The sequence below is a fragment of the Hylemonella sp. GW821-FHT12C09 genome, from assembly GCF_058807395.1.
In genome coordinates this window covers 69235-86160 of record NZ_JBXAQQ010000013.1, presented here as the reverse complement: position 1 = coordinate 86160, position 16926 = coordinate 69235, and the positions used below count along the sequence as shown (strand labels likewise).

Here is a 16926-nt window from a genome sequence, read left to right as displayed (position 1 = left end):
TAGTCATAAAATTTTCTCCTGACACATAGCCGGTCACGGGTGACCTGCGGTATCGGGGAGTTGGGATGACGAATCTGAATTTGACGCTGGTCCAGCGTATCGGGATGACCATCGCGCTGCTGGTCGGCGTATTCTTGTTGGTCGGCGCTTTCACGGCCTGGGCTGTGCAAGGCATCCAGGCCCAGGCCCACCAGACCGTGGGCGCAGATCTGGCCCAACTGGTGCGCATGGCCTCCGTCCAGGAAAACCTGCTGAAACTGCGCCGTGCCGAAAAAGACATCTCCATCGATCTGCTGATGAAGATGGAGCGGGTCCCGCAGCGCATTGCCGAGTGGAAATTGCATGGTGCAGCAGTCACCACGCAGTTGCATGCCGCCATCGAGGCCGAGCCTGATCCGGCCCTGGCACAGATGCTGCAGAGCGGCCGGGCGCATCAGGACAGCTACATCACCCGGGTTGGCGGCATCGTCGCCAGGATCGAACGACGAGAAATCCTCGATCAGGCGATCTTTGAAGAGGAAATCCAGCAGCCCGTGCTGTCTGCTCTGGCGGCTGAAGCCAGCATCGGCCAGGCGATCGAACAGAACCGCCGCTTGACCGAGGCCGGTGGGGAAAAGGTGAATGCGGCCGTCTATCAACTGACCTGGCTGCTAGGGGTGGGCCTGGCATTTTCCGTACTCAGCGGTCTGGCGCTGGGCGGTGTCCTGCTGGCGCGGATTCGTCAGCCGCTGGCCCAGTTGACCGAGGGCATCACGCGTGTCAGATCGGGTGACCTGTCACGCGCAGTGCAGGTTCGCTCCGAGGACGAGCTGGGCCGCATGTCACACGATTTCAATGGCATGGTCGACGCCTTGCAGCTGATGGTGCTGGATGTCCGGCTGGCCGCCGACAGCATCACGGGGGCCAGCGCGCAGATCGCCAGCGGCAACCTGGACCTGAGCTCGCGTACCGAACAGGCGGCTGCCAGCCTGCAGCAGGCAACCGCTTCGCTCGATGCCCTGACCACCACGGTACGCACCATGGCCGAGTCGGCGCGATCTGCCAGCCAGACGGCCAGTGCCGCCGCCAGTGCCGCCGGGCAGGGCGGTGAACTGGTCCAGCAGGTGGTGCACAGCATGCAGGGCATCCAGGCCTCCAGCAGCCGGATTGCCGAGATCACCGCGGTGATCGACGGTATTGCCTTCCAGACCAACATCCTGGCGCTCAATGCGGCCGTGGAAGCGGCGCGGGCCGGCGAGCAGGGCCGGGGATTTGCCGTGGTGGCCGGTGAGGTGCGCCTGCTGGCGCAGCGTTCGGCAGAGGCGGCACGCGAGATCAGGGGGCTGATCGAGGCCAGCCGCGCCGAAGTGGCGGCCGGATCCCGGCAGGTCGAGGACGCCGGTCGGGCCATGGCGCAGATCGTGCAGCAGGTGGCCGAGGTCAGCCGCATGATCCAGGCGATCACGCAGGATGCCAGTGTGCAGTCGAGCGAGATCGGCGGCGTCAACCAGTCCATGGGCCAGCTTGAGCAGATGACCCAGCAGAACGCGGCCTTGGTCGAGCAGGCGGCAGCGGCTTCTGCCAGCCTCAAGGATCAGGCCGATCGCATGGCCGGGGCGATGCACCGTTTCATCGTGAACCGGGAGCGCCAGCCCTTGCTGCTGACGGTGTGATGTAGATCGCCGCGCATGCGGCGGCAATACACTTGGGCCTGTATCAGGCCTTGCCAGGCTGATCTGGCCAGTCCAGGCGCCCGCAGGCCTCGGCGTGGGTAAGGTACAGGCGCAGATCGAACTCGATCTGGTGGTAGTCCGGCTCCATGTGGGTGCACAACTGGTAAAAGGCCTTGTCATGGGCCTGGACCTTCAGATGGGCCAGTTCATGCACCGCAATCATTTTCAGGAATGCGAGAGGCACCTCCCGGAACAGGGTGGCGATGCGGATCTCGCGTTTGGCCTTCAGCCGGCTGCCCTGCACGCGTGAAATGCTCGTGTGCGTGCCCAGCGCATGCTGGATCACGTGCAGCTTGTTGTCGAAACAGACCTTGCTCAAGGGCTCGGCGCTGCGCAGAAACTCCGTCTTGAGGCCCTGCACGTAATCGAACAGGGCGCGGTCTGTGCGGATGCCATGCCGGCGCGGGTACCTGTCCAGCAGCATGGCACCCAGAAGACCCTGGGCGAGCAACTGCCGGACCTGGCCCTGAATCGGCTGCGGATAGCCCGACAGATATTTCAAGCGGACCGTCGGTTCGGGACCGGCTCAGCCTTCCCGGCGCAGCGCCGGGAAAAGGATCACGTCGCGGATGCTGGGGCTGTCGGTCAGCAGCATCATCAGGCGGTCGATGCCGATGCCGCAGCCGCCGGTGGGCGGCATGCCGTATTCGAGCGCGCGCACGAAGTCGTGGTCGAAGAACATGGCCTCGTCGTCGCCGCTGTCCTTGGCCGCCACCTGGCTATGGAAGCGTGCGGCCTGCTCCTCTGCATCGTTGAGCTCGGAGAAGCCGTTGCCGAATTCGCGCCCGGTGATGTAGAGCTCGAAGCGTTCGGTCACGTCCGGGCGGGTGTCACTGGCGCGTGCCAGCGGCGAGATCTCCACCGGGTGCTCGCAGATGAAAGTGGGCTGCCAGAGTTTCTCTTCCACGACCTCTTCAAAGTAGAGCACTTGCAGGCTGGACAGCGAACGGGTCGAGAGCTTGTTCTTCTCCTCGTTCAGGCCGAGCTTCTTCAGTGCGTTGACCAGCCAGGCGCTGTCGTCGACAAAGGCGCTGCCAGCCTCGCTGTGGCGCACGATGGCTTCGCGGATGGTCAGGCGTTCGAAGGGCTGGGCCAGGTCCACCGGCTTGCCGCCGTAGCTCAGTTGCAGGGTGCCCGTGGCCTGCTGGGCAGCGTGGCGCACCAGGCCTTCCGTGAAGGTCATGAGGTCCTGGTAGTCCCAGTAGGCCGCATAGAACTCCATCATCGTGAACTCGGGGTTGTGGCGTACCGAGATGCCTTCGTTGCGGAAGTTGCGGTTGATCTCGAACACGCGCTCGAAACCGCCCACGATCAGGCGCTTGAGGTAGAGCTCGGGTGCGATGCGCAGGAACATCTCCTGGTCCAGCGCGTTGTGGTGCGTGACGAAGGGCTTGGCATTGGCACCGCCGGGGATGGGGTGCAGCATGGGCGTCTCGACTTCCAGGAAGCCGTGCGTGACCATGAACTCGCGGATCGAGCTCACGGCCCTGCTGCGCGCGACGAAACGCTTGCGCGCTTCTTCGTCGGTCATCAGGTCCACGTAACGCTGGCGGTACTTGACCTCCTGGTCGGCCACGCCGTGGAACTTGTCGGGCATAGGGCGCAGGCTCTTGGTCAGCAGGCGCACGCTGCTGGCCTGGATGGACAACTCGCCGGTCTTGGTCTTGAAGACCAGGCCTTCGGCGGCCACGATGTCGCCCAGGTCCCAGTGCTTGAAGGTCTCGTAGGCTTCCTCACCGATCTCGTCGCGCTTGACGTAGATCTGGATGCGGCCGCTGCTGTCCTGCAGGGTGGCGAAGCTGGCCTTGCCCATGACACGCTTGAGCATCATGCGGCCGGCCACGCTGGCACGGCTGGCCTGGGCCAGCAGGCCCTCGGGCGTCTGGCCGGCGTGGGCGGCAAAAAGGTCGGCGGCGCGGTCGGTCGGCTTGAAGTCGTTGGGGAAGGCCGGGCCCTTGCCTTCGGCCTGCCGCTGGCGGATGGCCTTGAGCTTTTCGCGCCGTTCGGCGATCAGCTGGTTTTCGTCCTGGGCGGGGGCAGCGGTGTGTTGTTCTGACATGAGAAGGCCGGGTAGGAGGCGGCCCTGAGAGAGGGCCAGAACCCGCTATTTTAATGACGCTATCATCCCTTCAGCTTTTTCCCTTCTGTCCGGGCCTGTCATGCTGTTCCAGATCTTTTCCCTCCTGCTCGAAGTCGTGGCCGGCGTACTCGGTGGCGCCTGTCTCTTGCGCCTGTACATGCAGTACCAGCGCATCCCCATGTCGTCGCGCTCGGGCAATCCGCTGGGCCGTTTTGTCTTCGCCTTGACCGACTGGCTGGTGCTGCCGCTGCGCCGTTTTGTGCCCTCGGCCGGCCGCTGGGACCTCTCCAGCCTGTTGGCGGCCTGGCTGATCGAGCTGGCCATGTTCTCGCTCCTGTGGGTTTTCACCAGTTTCGTCGCCAGCTATGTGTCGGTGCTGATCCTGGCCGCGTTTGGCGTGGTGCGCCTCGTGATTTCCGGCCTGACCGGGCTGGTGATCGTGTATGCCGTGCTGTCCTGGGTGCAGTCCCATACCGTGCTGTCCGACATCATCGAGCGCCTGGTGGCCCCCTTCCTGGCACCGATCCGCCGTTTCGTGCCCTTGGTCGGCGGGGTCGACCTGTCGCCACTCGTGCTGCTGGTGCTGCTGCAGGTGGCGGCCATCGTGCTGGGGCATCTGCAGGGCCTGGCCCTGCTGTAAAGCAAAAACCGGCCGCGCGGCCGGTTTTTGCTTTTGCAATGGCGCACTTTCTGAATACCCATCGCTCGATGGCTGGACTCACAGTCTTATTGGCATCGTGGACGGCGGGTATGAGAAGCCTATTTCATGTCCAACAGTTGAATCGTCTTGGCAACCAGAGCTTGGTCAACTGGCTTACGTTCGAGCCACATCGAGTCGAACCTGAATTCTTTTGGTCTGAACAACAGAACTGAAACGTTGGACTCTCCGGTCTTAAGAAACACATCTTTCCCTTCCTTGGACGTGTATTTCCGTTCGATTTTTATCTGCGTAATGGCTGGTCTTTCGTCATTGAAGTACAGCCTGTAATCGAGCGGCGTAGTCATTGAGCCGCCCTTTGCAACGCTCCAGAATGGGCCGAAGTAATGGGTCGCCATATGCCCCGTTGCTTGCGCCTTTGCTACTTCCAGATAGCCTGTCGATTCTTCTCGGTAGGCCATCAATAATTCTCTGTTTGGCAGGAATGTGATGACAAGTGAGCGACCGTCTTTACCGTGTAGTTCATATGTACCAGCTACAGATTCAGTGGTCCACATCGTGACAAACATTGGCTTGATGCCAATGTAGATCAGCAGCATTACGAACGGGATCAACAGAAAAGGCTTGACCCTTTTCCACAGAGGTGCTTTGGAGGCATCCTGCAGCGCACGCTCTATGTTCCGATCTTCTTGGGCGCTCATTTATAGCCCCCCTTTTTTTGGGTTGAACTCTTCAGATCACGGCATCGGCCGGCTGACGCTGCAGCATGGCCAGGGTGTTGGCCACGGTCTTGCGCAGTTCGCGGCGGTCGCAGATGAAGTCCACGGCACCCTTTTCCTGCAGGAACTCGGCGCGTTGGAAGCCTTCGGGCAGCTTCACGCGCACCGTGGACTCGATCACGCGCGGACCGGCAAAGCCGATCAGGGCCTTGGGCTCGGCAATCACCACGTCACCCAGGAAGGCGAAGCCGGCACTCACGCCGCCCATGGTCGGGTCGGTCAGCACGCTGATGTAGGGCAGCTTCTTCTTGGCCAGGCGGGTCAGGGCGGCATTGGTCTTGGCCATCTGCATCAGCGAGAGCAGGCCTTCCTGCATGCGGGCGCCGCCGGTGGCCGTGAAGCACAGAAAGGGCACCTTCTGCTCGACGGCGGTCTCGACGCCGCGCACGAAACGCTCGCCGACCACCGAACCCATGGAGCCGCCCATGAAACCGAATTCGAAGCTGGCCGCCACCAGGCTGATGCCGTGCACGGCACCGCCCATGACCACCAGGGCGTCGGTCTCACCGGTGGCTTCCAGGGCTTCCTTCAGGCGCTCGGGGTATTTGCGGCTGTCCTTGAACTTCAGGGCATCGACCGGCAGCACCTCCTGGCCGATCTCGAAGCGGCCTTCGTTGTCCAGGAACAGGTTGAGGCGGGTGCGCGCGTCGATGCGGTGGTGATGGCTGCAGGTCGGGCAGACGTTCTGGTTCTGCTCCAGATCGGTCTTGTAGAGCACGGATTCGCAGCTGGGGCACTTGATCCACAGGCCCTCGGGCACGCTGCGGCGATCGGCCGGGTCAGTGTGCTGGATTTTCGGGGGCAGAAGTTTTTCGAGCCAACTCATGGTGTGCTTCCTTTAATTGGGGTCAGATTCCAACGGCGGTCAGGCGCAAGACCGGCATTATGAATCCAAAGCCTGGCGAATTTCCCGCAGGAAATCCGAGGCCACGGTAACGACCTGTGCCCGGGGCAGGGGGTCGATCAGCTGGATGATGCGGCTGCCGATCACCACGGCGTCGGCCACCCGGCTCACGGCCTTCGCGCTGGCGGCGTCACGGATGCCGAAGCCCACGCCCACCGGCACTTTCACGTGCTGGCGGATGCGCGGCAGCATGGCCTCCACGGCGGCGGTGTCCAGGGTGCCGGCGCCGGTCACGCCCTTGAGCGAGACGTAATAGACGTAGCCGCTGGCCACGCGGGCCACCTGGGCCATGCGTTCGTCGGTGCTGGTGGGGGCCAGCAGGAAGATGAGGTCCAGTCCGTGCTGCTTGAGTGCGGCGGCGAAGGCTTCGCATTCCTCGGGCGGGTAGTCCACCACCAGCACGCCGTCCACGCCGACAGCAGCAGCGTCGCGCGCGAAGGCATTGGGGCCGCTGGCCTGGTGCAACTGGTCGTAGCGCTCGATCGGGTTGGCGTAGCCCATCAGGACCACGGGGGTCGTGCTGTTTTTCTGGCGGAAGACGCGCACCATCTCCAGCACCTGGCGCAGGCCGATGCCGGCGGCCAGGGCCTTGTCACCAGCCGCTTGGATGACCGGGCCGTCGGCGCTGGGGTCGGAAAAGGGCACACCCAGCTCGATGACGTCGGAGCCCGCAGCCACCATGCCGTGCATGAGCTCGGGTGTGATGTCGGGATAGGGATAGCCGGCCGTGATGAAGGGAATCAGGGCCTTGCGCTGGCTCTTTTGCAGCGCGGCGAACGTGGAAGCGATGCGGCTCATTTTTTCAACTCGATCTTTTGTTCGGCCATACCACCCTTGACGGCCTGGCCCTTGCAGCTCGGACGGCAGTAGAAGTCCGCCTGGCTCAGGTCGGCCACGGTGCCGATGTCCTTGTCGCCCCGGCCGGAGAGGTTGACCAGGATGGACTGGTCGGGCCGCATCGTCTTGGCCAGTTTCATCGCGTAGGCCACGGCATGGCTGGACTCCAGCGCCGGGATGATGCCTTCGGTGCGGCACAGGTAGTGGAAGGCGGCCAGGGCTTCGGTGTCGGTGATGCCCACGTACTCGGCGCGGCCGATGTCCTTGAGGAAGGCGTGCTCAGGACCGACACCGGGGTAGTCCAGGCCGGCGCTGATGCTGTGCGTCTCGGTCACCTGGCCGTCTTCGTTCTGCAGCACATAGGTGCGGTTGCCGTGCAGCACGCCGGGGCTGCCGCGCTGCAGCGAGGCCGAGTGCTTGCCGGAGTCCATGCCCTCGCCAGCGGCTTCCACGCCGATCAGGCGCGTCTGCTCGTGCTGGATATAAGGGTAGAAGATGCCCATGGCGTTGGAGCCGCCGCCCACGCAGGCGAGCACCGCATCAGGCTGGGGGCTATCGCAGCCAGTGCGCTGCAGCATCTCGGGCATCTGCACCAGGCATTCCTCGCCGATCACGCTCTGGAAGTCGCGCACCATCATCGGGTAAGGATGCGGGCCAGCAACGGTGCCGATGATGTAGAAGGTGTTGTCCACATTGGCCACCCAGTCGCGCATGGCCTCGTTGAGCGCGTCCTTGAGGGTCTTGCTGCCGGATTCGACCGGCACCACGGTGGCGCCCAGCAGCTTCATGCGGTAGACATTGGGGCTCTGACGCTTGACGTCCTCGGAACCCATGTAGACCACGCATTCCAGACCGTAGCGCGCGCAGATGGTGGCGGTGGCCACACCGTGCTGGCCGGCACCGGTTTCGGCAATGATGCGCGTCTTGCCCATGCGGCGCGCCAGCATGGCTTGGCCGATGGTGTTGTTGATCTTGTGCGCGCCGGTGTGGTTCAGATCCTCGCGCTTGAGGAAGATCTGGGCGCCACCCTGCTCGCGGCTCATGCGGGCCGCGTGGTAGACCGGTGAGGGCCGGCCGACGAAGTGGGCCAGTTCGTACTTGAACTCGGCGATGAAGGCCGGGTCGTGCTGGTACTTGGCGTAGGCTGCGCGCAGCTCGTTGATGGCATGGGTCAGCGTTTCGCTGACGAAGCTGCCGCCATAGATGCCGAAGTGGCCCTTGGGGTCGGGCTGGTGGTATTCAAACATGGGTTTAACCTGCAATGGGCTTGTCGGCGGCGCGCACGGCCGCGACAAACTGGTGGATCTTGTCGGCGCTCTTGATGCCCTTGGAGGCTTCGACGCCGGAACTCACATCGACGGCCAGCGACCTACAGCGCGGCCGCAGCTGCGCGATGCCATCGGCTACGTTTGCAGGTGTGAGCCCACCACTCAAGACGAGGTGAGCGTCGACGCTTGGAGGAAGAAGTGACCAATCGAATGCCTTGCCGCCGCCCCCGAAACCCTCGACATGGGCGTCGAGCAGGATGGCCTGGGCGGCCGAATAATCCTGGGCGTATTTTACGAGGTCGAAGCTTCGCCCCGCTTCCCCGACGGGAATGCGGGCAGCGCGCAGGAAAGGGCGGGTGCCGGCAGCCAGTTGGCACTGATCCGGGGTTTCGTCCCCATGGAACTGCAGGGTGGCGGACGGCACCAGGTCGCAGGCGGCCCGGATGCCCTGCGGGCTCGCATTGACGACCAGCAGCACCGGCGTCACAAAGGGGGGCAGGCGGCGCGCCAGTTCGGCGGCGCGCTGGGCCGTCACGTGACGGGGGCTCTTCTCATACAGCACGAAGCCCACGGCGTCGGCGCCGGCGGCCACAGCCGCCTCCACGTCCTGCTCGCGCGTCAGGCCGCAGATCTTGATGCGGGTGCGGGCGTGGCGCACTCCGTCGCCGGGCCACCCCAGGGTGGATCGGGCCCCCTCGGGGGGCAGCGCAGCGGACGAGGTCGCAAGCGTGGGGGCCTTGTTCATCATGGCAGCCAATCATACGCAGGCGTGCGTTCCGGCAGGCCCCAGTGGGCGTCGTAGCGGGGCCCCAGGAAGTACAGCCCGTCGGGCGCGAAGGTGGGCGCGGCGGCATCACGGCTGCGTGCGGCCAGTACGTCGGCCATCCAGGCCGGGGGTTGTTTTCCCTGGCCGATGACGATGAGGCAGCCCATGAGGTTGCGGATCATGTGATGCAGGAAGGCGCTGGCCTCGAACTCGAAGCGCCAGTAGGCGCCGCGCCGGCTGATCTCGATGCGCAGCATGTTCTTGACGGGTGACAGGGCCTGGCAGGCCGAGGCGCGGAAGGAGGTGAAATCGTGCTCCCCCAGCAGGTGCCGGGCTGCTTCCTGCATGCGCTCCAGATCCAGGGGCTGGAAGACCCAGCCGACCCGGTGTGTATCCACGCTGGGGCGCACCGGCGACTCCAGCAGCAGGTAGGCGTAACGGCGTGAGGTGGCGCTGGCGCGGCAGTGGAAGGCCTCGGGGACGATCTGCGCCCATTGCACCGCGATGTCGCGCGGCAGGATGCTGTTGGTTCCGCGGACCCAGGCGTAGGGTGTGCGCTGTGCCGTGGTGTCGAAGTGCACCACCTGCATGAGGCCGTGCACGCCGGCGTCAGTTCGGCCGGCGCAGAGGGTGGAGACGCGCTGGTCAGCGAACTGGCCCAGCGCTTTCTCCAGCTGGTCCTGGACCGTGCGGCCCGACGGCTGGCTCTGCCAGCCGTCGTAGGAGTGGCCGTCGTAGCTGACGCCGAGGGCGACCCTCACGACGCGGCCTGTGCCATGGACGAAGGGACCCGGCCGGATCAGCCGAGCTGGGCCAGGGCCTTCTGTGCGCGGGCCTTCATGTCACCCGAGGCTTCGGCAATGATTTCCTCGATCAGCGCGCGGGCGCCGTCGGTATCGCCGATGGCCTTGAACTCATCGGCCAGTGCCAGCTTGGTGCCTAGGGGGTCGTCCGAACCCGTGCCGGGTTCCACGGAAGGCGTGCCGAGGTCGAGCGACAGCCCGCCCATGTCGAAGTTCATCATGTTGTCGGCAGCGGGGGCCGGGGCAGAGGCCGCCGGGCTGATCTGCGGCAGGGACGGAGCTTCGAAGGCCAGGCTGTTGTCGGGTGCCGAGGCAATCGGCGCGGGCATGGTGGCGGCGGAGGGCGCGGGAGCGCGCGACTCTGCTTCGTCCAGCGAGAAGTCCAGATCCAGATCGAGGTCCATGCTGGCCGCCGCTGCAACAGGGGCCGCGGCCGCCTGACGTGCGGGCTGGCTGGCGTAGCTGCTGGGGGTGGCCTGCAGGGGGGCGGGTACCGACGCCGGGGGCTCGCCGCCGGGGTGGTAGGCCTCGTTGTTCGGGTCGATGCCGCGGCCGAGTTCGCAGATCTGCTCCCACTCGGCACCACTGCCGCCGGTCACCTTGTAGGCTTCCTTGGCGATCACTCCGAAATTCTTGACATCGCGCCGCTTGGCGTAGATCTCCAGGAGTTTCTGGTGGATGGCAACACGGCTCGGATGATTGCGCAGCGCTTCCTTGAGGATCTCTTCGGCCTGCAGGTCACGGCCATACGCGAGGTAGACATCGGCTTCAGCGACGGGGTCGACATCGTCGCCAGCGTCGAGCTGGCTGGGCGAATAGACCATGGACGAGGAACTGCTGGCACCATTGTCGTTGGTGTCAACTCGTTGTCCGCCGCTTGCGCCGAAAAAAGAGTCAGGCTGGAGACGGCTCTCCAGGTAGGCGCTGTCGACTTGTCCTGCATTCTTGCGCTGGCGGCTGCGGTAGAAGGCCAGGCCGGCCAGCAGGGCCACCAGACCACCGGCCGCAGCCGGGATCAACGGGTTGTCCATCAACTCGTCCAGCAGCGAAGGTTCCTCGGCGACGGGCCCCATGGGGGCCGATGCAGCCGGGCGCGGAGCAGGTGCAGCCGCCTTGGGCGCGGATGCGACCGCAGCCGGCGCGGCGGCGGGCGGCGCCACGGGGGCCGCCGCAACTTGCGGTGCGGGAGCGGGTGTCACGACGGGTGCCGAGGCCACTGGCGCCGCAGCCGGTGCGGCGGGCGCGGCCGGTTTGGTGGCCGGTGCGGGTGCCGGCGTAGCAGCCTTGCTGAGTTTTTCCAGCTCGGCCACGTTCTTGGACAGTTCCTCGGTGCGGACTGCCGCATCCTTGGCGCTGCGTTCCTTGGCCAGTTTGTCTTCCGAGGCCTTGGCCTGGACGGCGCCCTTGGAGAGGGTCAGCTTGTCGGGCGCGGTGGTCGCAGCTTTCTTTTCCTCGACCTGGGCCTGCACGGCGCCGCTGGTCTTGCGGTCGGCCGCAGCCTCAGGACTGGCCGGAGCGCTGGCTGCCAAGCGGCGGCGGAATTCGTTGAAGTCCTTGCTCTGGGTCTGCAGGATCTGGCGGGCTTCGTCGGCCGGCGTGGCTTGCGCGTCTTCTGCGCCGGGCATGTCCAGCACGGCGCCCTTGCGCAGCCGGTTGACGTTGCCGCCGATAAAGGCTTCCGGGTTGCTGCGCAACATGGCCACCAGCATCTGGTCGAGGGAAACGTCGGCCGGTTTCTGGTTCAGTGCCAGCTTGCCGGCGGTATCGCCAGCCTTGACGGTGATGCGCTCGCGGCCAGCCACCGCAGGCGGTGGCGGCTCAGCACTCCTGCGGGGCTCGGCGGCGGGCGCAGGGGCTGTTGCACTGGCTGCTTCGCTTGCAGCTTGGGCCGCAGCATCTGCGGCAGGCGCGGTAGCCGGCTCCGGCGCCGCGCTGGCCGGTGTTTCCGGTGCAGGCACGGGGGCCGGGATCGCAGCTTCAGCAGGCGCGGGGGGCGGTGCGATGCGGATCGGCACCGAGCTGACCTGGGGCGCCTGCGGCACGACGGCGGTCTGGGCGCCATTGAGGACCGGCGGATCGAAGAGCATCGTGTAGTCACGCACGATGCGGCCCGAGGACCAGTTGGCCTCGAGGATCAGGTCCACATAGGGTTCATTGACGGCCCGCACATTGCTCAGGCGCAGGTACCGCTGCCCGTTGGCGCGTTTTTGCAGGGAGATCTGCAGGCCATTGAGGGTCGAGCTGTATTCCATGCCGCTGGCACGGAAGGTGTCCGGCAAGGCCACCCGGGGCCGCAGCGAGGATGCTTCGTCCTCGCTGATTTCCAGGATCTCGATCTCGGCGCGCAGCGGTTCGCCCAGCGCTGACTGGACCATGATGCGCCCCAGGGAGAGTGCAGCGGCCTGCGATCCCCACAAACCTAGAACCGTGGCAGAGGCAATCGCCAGGGCGGTTCTTTGCCAGCGTTGTGACTTAGCAATCAATTTAGGGGCCTCCGATGCTCGGGCGAGGTAGGGGTGAACTTCACGGTTTTCAGTCCAAAAACCATGATCGTCAAACTGGAAAAGTACCTTAACATCAATACGTTAGCCTGACAAGCTGAGAAAGCGCTTAACTTTCTTGCCCTAAGATCCTTGCTCTGATTCAGGCTGTGTTTGTTGTTAACGGACAACGAATATCTGTCTTTGCCTCAAGCTTGCAAGAGGATGCGCAACATGCGGCGCAGCGGCTCGGCAGCGCCCCACAGGAGCTGGTCGCCGACCGTGAAGGCGCCCAGGTAATCGTTGCCCATGGCCAGCTTGTGCAGGCGGCCGACCGGTACGGTCAGCGTGCCGGTCACGGCGGCCGGGGTCAGTTCACGCTCGGTGATCTCGCGTTGGTTGGGGACCACTTTCACCCAGTCGTTGGCGCCGGCCAGCAAACCTTCGATCTCTGCCAGGGGCACGTCCTTCTTGAGCTTGACGGTCAGTCCCTGCGAATGGCAACGCATGGCGCCGATGCGCACGCACAGGCCGTCGATCGGGATGCTGCCGGCGCTGCGGAAGGCCGGCTTGCCCAGGATCTTGTTGCACTCGGCGCCGCCCTTCCACTCTTCCTTGCTCTGGCCGTGTTCGACGGGCACGTCGATCCAGGGGATCAGGCTGCCGGCCAGGGCCGTGTTGCGGAAGTTCTTGGTCGGGAAGCTGGCGTCGCGCATGGTGGCGGCCACCTTGCGGTCGATGTCCAGGATGGCGGAAGCCGGATCGGCCAGCTCGGCCTTGACGGCGTCGTGCAGGGCGCCCATCTGGCTCAGCAGCTCGCGCATGTTCTGCGCGCCGGCGCCGGAAGCGGCCTGGTAGGTCATGGCGCTGACCCATTCGACCAGGCCGGCCTTGAACAGGCCGCCCATGCCCATGAGCATCAGGCTCACGGTGCAGTTGCCGCCGATCCAGTTGCGGCCGCCCTGGGCGAGGGACTGGTCGATCACGTGGCGGTTGACGGGGTCCAGGATGATGACCGCGTCGTCGGCCATGCGCAGCGATGAGGCCGCGTCGATCCAGTGGCCCTTCCAGCCGGCAGCGCGCAGCTTCGGGTACACCTCTTTCGTGTAATCACCGCCCTGGCAGGTCAGGACGATGTCGCACTTCTTGAGGTCCTCGATGCTGTTGGCGTCCTTGAGGGTGGTTTCGTTCTTGGCCTGTGCCGGAGCCTTGCCGCCGGCGTTGGAGGTCGAGAAGAACACGGGCTCGATCAGGGCGAAGTCGCCTTCGGCCTGCATGCGGTCCATCAGGACCGAACCCACCATGCCTCGCCAGCCGACGAGACCTACGACATTACCTACCTTGCTCATCACATGCCCTTTCAATCAAATCCTGTTTACCCGGCTCGTCGGCCGGGAGGGCGTGACGAACCGGGCGCTGTTCAGCCCTTGGTTTTCGTAATGGCGGCGACCACCGCGTCGCCCATCTCGCGGGTGCCCACTTTCGCGGTGCCTGCCGACCAGATGTCCGCCGTGCGCAGTCCGGACGCAAGCACGCTCTTCACGGCCGACTCGATACGGTCGGCGGCCGTGGCCTGGTTGAGCGAGAAGCGGAGCATCATGGCAGCAGACAGTATTGTAGCCAGCGGGTTGGCCACGCCCTTGCCGGCGATGTCCGGCGCGCTGCCGTGGCTGGGCTCGTACAGGCCCTGGTTCCTGCTGTTCAGGCTGGCCGAGGGCAGCATGCCGATGGAGCCCGTCAGCATGGCGGCTTCGTCCGAGAGGATGTCGCCGAACATATTGCCGGTCACGATCACGTCAAAGCTCTTCGGCGCCTTGACCAGCTGCATGGCTGCGTTGTCCACGTACATGTGGCTCAGTTCCACGTCCGGGTAGTCCTTGTGCACCTCGGTGACCACGTCTTTCCAGAACTGGAAGGTTTCGAGCACATTGGCCTTGTCCACGCTGGTGACCTTCTTGTTGCGCTTGCGCGCGGCCTGGAAGGCCGTGTGGGCAATGCGCTCGATCTCCGGGCGGCTGTAGCGCATGGTGTCGAAGGCTTCCTCGGCACCGGGGAAGTGGCCGTCCACGGCCGTGCGGCGTCCGCGCGGCTGGCCGAAGTAGATGTCGCCCGTGAGTTCACGCACGATCAGGATGTCCAGGCCGGCAATCAGCTCGGGCTTGAGGCTCGAAGCACCCACGAGCTCTTCATAGCAGATGGCCGGGCGGAAATTGGCGTACAGGCCCAGGTGCTTGCGCAGGCCCAGGATGGCCTGCTCAGGGCGCAGGGCGCGCTCGAGCTTGTCGTATTTCCAGTCGCCAACGGCGCCGAAGAGGATGGCGTCGGCCGCCTTGGCCAGGTTCAGCGTGGCATCGGGCAGGGGGTGGCCGGCGGCCTCGTAGGCCGCACCGCCCACGGGGGCGGTTTCCATTTCGAACTTGAGGTCCAGGACCTGGAGGACCTTGACGGCCTCGGCCACGATTTCGGTACCGATGCCGTCACCCGGCAGAACTGCGATTTTCATGATGTAGGTTTGCTATTGAATTGAGAGCTATCAGCCGAGCATGGTATGTGCAAGCCAGGGTTTTTGCGTCAGGCGCTGGGCTTCGAAGGCGGCGATCTTGTCCTTGTGACGCAGGGTCAGGCCGATGTCGTCGAAACCGTTGAGCAGGCAGTACTTGCGGAACGCCTGAACGTCGAAGGGGATCTCCTCGCCCTGCGGCTTGACAATGACCTGGCGCTCCAGATCCACGGTCAACTGATAGCCGGGGAAGGCCAGGCACTCGTCGAACAGCTGGGCCACCGTGGCCTCGGGCAGCACGATGGGCAGCAGGCCGTTCTTGAAGCTGTTGTTGAAGAAGATGTCGGCAAAGCTGGGGGCGATGATGGCGCGAAAGCCATACTGGTCCAGTGCCCAGGGCGCGTGTTCACGTGAGGAGCCGCAACCGAAGTTCTTGCGCGCCAGCAGCACGGAGGCGCCCGCGTAACGCGGCTGGTTCAGCACGAAGTCCGGGTTGGGCTTGCGGCTGGCCGGGTCCTGGCCCGGGTAGCCGGCGTCCAGGTAGCGCCACTCGTCGAACAGGTTGGGGCCGAAGCCGGTCTTGCGGATGGACTTCAGGAACTGCTTGGGGATGATGGCGTCGGTGTCGACGTTCTCGCGGTCCATGGGCGCCACGAGACCCTTGTGCACGGTGAATTTCTGCATGGGGGACCTCTCAGGAGAACTTGCGGATGTCGACGAAGTGGCCGTGCACGGCAGCTGCCGCCGCCATGGCCGGGCTGACCAGGTGGGTGCGGCCCCCGGCGCCCTGGCGCCCCTCGAAGTTGCGGTTGCTGGTGGAGGCGCAGCGCTCGCCGGGCTCCAGGCGATCGGCGTTCATGGCCAGGCACATGGAGCAGCCGGGCTCGCGCCATTCGAAGCCGGCGGCCTTGAAGATCTCGTGCAGGCCTTCACGTTCGGCCTGCTCCTTGACCTGGCCCGAACCGGGCACGACCAGGGCCAGGCGGACGTTCTTGGCAACCTTCTGCCCCAGTTTCTTGACCACGGCGGCGGCTTCGCGCATGTCTTCGATGCGGCTGTTGGTGCAGGAACCGATGAAGACCTTGTCGATGGTGACGTCAGCCAGGGCCTTGCCGGGCTCCAGGCCCATATAGGTCAGAGCGCGTTCGATGGCGCCACGTTTGTTGGCATCTTTTTCCTTGTCCGGATCGGGCACGCGACCGTCGATGCCCAGCACCATCTCGGGCGAGGTGCCCCAGGTGACCTGCGGCAGGATCTGCGTGGCGTCGAGTTCGACCACGGTGTCGAACTTCGCGTCTGCATCGGACTTGAGCGTCTTCCAGTAGGCAGCAGCCTGCTCCCACTCCACGCCCGTGGGCGAAAGCGGACGGCCCTTGACGTACTCGATGGTCTTCTCGTCCACGGCCACCAGGCCGGCGCGCGCGCCGCCTTCGATGGCCATGTTGCAGACCGTCATGCGGCCTTCCATGGACAGGGCACGGATGGCCGAGCCGGCGAACTCGATGGTGTAGCCGGTGCCGCCGGCGGTGCCGATCTTGCCGATGATGGCCAGCACGATGTCCTTGGCCGTCACGCCCTTGGCCAGCGTGCCTTCGACCTTGACCAGCATGTTCTTCGCCTTCTTGGCCAGCAGGGTCTGCGTGGCCATCACGTGCTCAACCTCGCTGGTGCCGATGCCGTGCGCCAGTGCGCCGAAGGCGCCGTGGGTCGAGGTGTGGCTGTCGCCACAGACCACGGTCATGCCCGGCAGCGTGGCGCCGTTTTCCGGGCCGATCACGTGCACGATGCCCTGCCGCTTGGACAGGAAGGGGAAGAAGGCGGCCGCGCCCGATTCCTTGATGTTGGCATCCAGCGTGGTGATCTGTTCCTTGCTGATCGGGTCGGCAATACCGTCGTAGCCGAGTTCCCAGCCCGTGGTCGGGGTGTTGTGGTCGGCGGTGGCCACGATGGAGCTCACGCGCCAGACCTTGCGGCCGGCCTGGCGCAGGCCTTCGAAGGCCTGCGGGCTGGTCACTTCATGGACCAGGTGACGGTCGATGTAGAGGACGGCGGTGCCGTCTTCCTCGGTGTGGACGACGTGCTCGTCCCAGATCTTGTCGTAAAGGGTGCGTCCCATGGTGTCCTCTGCAGAGTGTTCGA

General features: G+C 65.0%; 15 protein-coding genes. 2 read left to right on the top strand and 13 right to left on the bottom strand.

Annotated elements, in window-relative coordinates; all coding sequences use genetic code 11:
* Positions 1–65 precede the first annotated feature (65 nt).
* Positions 66–1652, top strand: a complete 1587-nt coding sequence (locus tag AC1RRP_RS18335; protein WP_493038758.1) for a methyl-accepting chemotaxis protein — start codon at positions 66–68, stop codon at positions 1650–1652.
* A 43-nt stretch (positions 1653–1695) separates the two neighbouring features.
* Here AC1RRP_RS18335 and AC1RRP_RS18330 read toward each other — a convergent pair whose 3' ends face one another.
* Both AC1RRP_RS18330 and lysS read right to left on the bottom strand, forming a co-directional pair.
* Positions 1696–2214 carry a YgjP-like metallopeptidase domain-containing protein gene (locus tag AC1RRP_RS18330; RefSeq protein ID WP_493038756.1) on the bottom strand — a complete coding sequence of 173 codons (519 nt, stop codon included), beginning with the start codon at positions 2212–2214 and terminating at the stop codon, positions 1696–1698.
* Between the two features lie 24 nt (positions 2215–2238).
* Complete coding sequence (lysS, locus tag AC1RRP_RS18325; RefSeq protein WP_493038754.1) at positions 2239–3771, bottom strand: lysine--tRNA ligase; 1533 nt, start codon at positions 3769–3771, stop codon at positions 2239–2241.
* 100 nt (positions 3772–3871) lie between these two features.
* Between lysS and AC1RRP_RS18320 the strand changes: the two genes are divergently transcribed.
* The gene (locus AC1RRP_RS18320) at positions 3872–4432 is read left to right on the top strand and encodes a YggT family protein (protein WP_493038752.1); all 561 of its coding nucleotides are present in this window, start codon (positions 3872–3874) and stop codon (positions 4430–4432) included.
* Between the two features lie 119 nt (positions 4433–4551).
* Here the strand turns inward: AC1RRP_RS18320 and AC1RRP_RS18315 are convergent, their stop codons facing one another.
* From AC1RRP_RS18315 to leuC, 11 genes are all read right to left on the bottom strand, one after another.
* A complete protein-coding gene (locus AC1RRP_RS18315) occupies positions 4552–5151 on the bottom strand; it encodes a hypothetical protein (RefSeq protein ID WP_493038750.1) in 600 nt (199 codons plus the stop codon).
* A gap of 31 nt (positions 5152–5182) precedes the next feature.
* On the bottom strand, positions 5183–6055 hold the full coding sequence (accD, locus tag AC1RRP_RS18310; protein ID WP_493038748.1) for an acetyl-CoA carboxylase, carboxyltransferase subunit beta: 873 nt from the start codon (positions 6053–6055) through the stop codon (positions 5183–5185).
* A 57-nt stretch (positions 6056–6112) separates the two neighbouring features.
* A complete protein-coding gene (gene trpA / locus AC1RRP_RS18305; protein ID WP_493038746.1) occupies positions 6113–6931 on the bottom strand; it encodes a tryptophan synthase subunit alpha in 819 nt (272 codons plus the stop codon).
* The gene (gene trpB, locus AC1RRP_RS18300) at positions 6928–8217 is read right to left on the bottom strand and encodes a tryptophan synthase subunit beta (RefSeq protein ID WP_493038744.1); all 1290 of its coding nucleotides are present in this window, start codon (positions 8215–8217) and stop codon (positions 6928–6930) included. Before trpB ends, trpA begins: the two co-directional genes overlap by 4 nt.
* A gap of 4 nt (positions 8218–8221) precedes the next feature.
* Positions 8222–8983 (bottom strand): phosphoribosylanthranilate isomerase, encoded by a 762-nt coding sequence (locus tag AC1RRP_RS18295; protein ID WP_493038823.1) that lies wholly within the window; start codon positions 8981–8983, stop codon positions 8222–8224.
* Positions 8983–9765: a tRNA pseudouridine(38-40) synthase TruA gene (gene truA, locus AC1RRP_RS18290; protein WP_493038742.1), complete on the bottom strand. Its 783-nt coding sequence runs from the start codon at positions 9763–9765 to the stop codon at positions 8983–8985. Before truA ends, AC1RRP_RS18295 begins: the two co-directional genes overlap by 1 nt.
* Before the next feature lie 38 nt (positions 9766–9803).
* Positions 9804–12224 carry a motility hub landmark protein FimV gene (locus AC1RRP_RS18285; RefSeq protein ID WP_493038740.1) on the bottom strand — a complete coding sequence of 807 codons (2421 nt, stop codon included), beginning with the start codon at positions 12222–12224 and terminating at the stop codon, positions 9804–9806.
* Between the two features lie 272 nt (positions 12225–12496).
* Positions 12497–13636 (bottom strand): aspartate-semialdehyde dehydrogenase, encoded by a 1140-nt coding sequence (gene asd / locus AC1RRP_RS18280; RefSeq protein WP_493038738.1) that lies wholly within the window; start codon positions 13634–13636, stop codon positions 12497–12499.
* Between the two features lie 71 nt (positions 13637–13707).
* The gene (gene leuB / locus AC1RRP_RS18275) at positions 13708–14790 is read right to left on the bottom strand and encodes a 3-isopropylmalate dehydrogenase (protein WP_493038736.1); all 1083 of its coding nucleotides are present in this window, start codon (positions 14788–14790) and stop codon (positions 13708–13710) included.
* A 30-nt stretch (positions 14791–14820) separates the two neighbouring features.
* Positions 14821–15471, bottom strand: coding sequence for a 3-isopropylmalate dehydratase small subunit (gene leuD, locus AC1RRP_RS18270; RefSeq protein ID WP_493038734.1), 651 nt, complete (start codon positions 15469–15471; stop codon positions 14821–14823).
* Between the two features lie 10 nt (positions 15472–15481).
* Entirely contained in the window at positions 15482–16903 is a 1422-nt protein-coding gene (gene leuC, locus AC1RRP_RS18265) for a 3-isopropylmalate dehydratase large subunit (RefSeq protein WP_493038732.1), read from the bottom strand.
* Positions 16904–16926 lie beyond the last annotated feature (23 nt).

Bases quoted from the DNA above. Each gene is read 5' to 3' on its own strand.
- AC1RRP_RS18335 (WP_493038758.1), top strand. From the start codon at position 66: ATGACGAATCTGAATTTGACGCTGGTCCAGCGTATCGGGATGACCATC.
- lysS (WP_493038754.1), bottom strand. From the start codon at position 3,771: ATGTCAGAACAACACACCGCTGCCCCCGCCCAGGACGAAAACCAGCTG.
- AC1RRP_RS18320 (WP_493038752.1), top strand. From the start codon at position 3,872: ATGCTGTTCCAGATCTTTTCCCTCCTGCTCGAAGTCGTGGCCGGCGTA.
- AC1RRP_RS18315 (WP_493038750.1), bottom strand. From the start codon at position 5,151: ATGAGCGCCCAAGAAGATCGGAACATAGAGCGTGCGCTGCAGGATGCC.
- accD (WP_493038748.1), bottom strand. From the start codon at position 6,055: ATGAGTTGGCTCGAAAAACTTCTGCCCCCGAAAATCCAGCACACTGAC.
- trpA (WP_493038746.1), bottom strand. From the start codon at position 6,931: ATGAGCCGCATCGCTTCCACGTTCGCCGCGCTGCAAAAGAGCCAGCGC.
- trpB (WP_493038744.1), bottom strand. From the start codon at position 8,217: ATGTTTGAATACCACCAGCCCGACCCCAAGGGCCACTTCGGCATCTAT.
- AC1RRP_RS18295 (WP_493038823.1), bottom strand. From the start codon at position 8,983: ATGAACAAGGCCCCCACGCTTGCGACCTCGTCCGCTGCGCTGCCCCCC.
- asd (WP_493038738.1), bottom strand. From the start codon at position 13,636: ATGAGCAAGGTAGGTAATGTCGTAGGTCTCGTCGGCTGGCGAGGCATG.
- leuB (WP_493038736.1), bottom strand. From the start codon at position 14,790: ATGAAAATCGCAGTTCTGCCGGGTGACGGCATCGGTACCGAAATCGTG.
- leuD (WP_493038734.1), bottom strand. From the start codon at position 15,471: ATGCAGAAATTCACCGTGCACAAGGGTCTCGTGGCGCCCATGGACCGC.
- leuC (WP_493038732.1), bottom strand. From the start codon at position 16,903: ATGGGACGCACCCTTTACGACAAGATCTGGGACGAGCACGTCGTCCAC.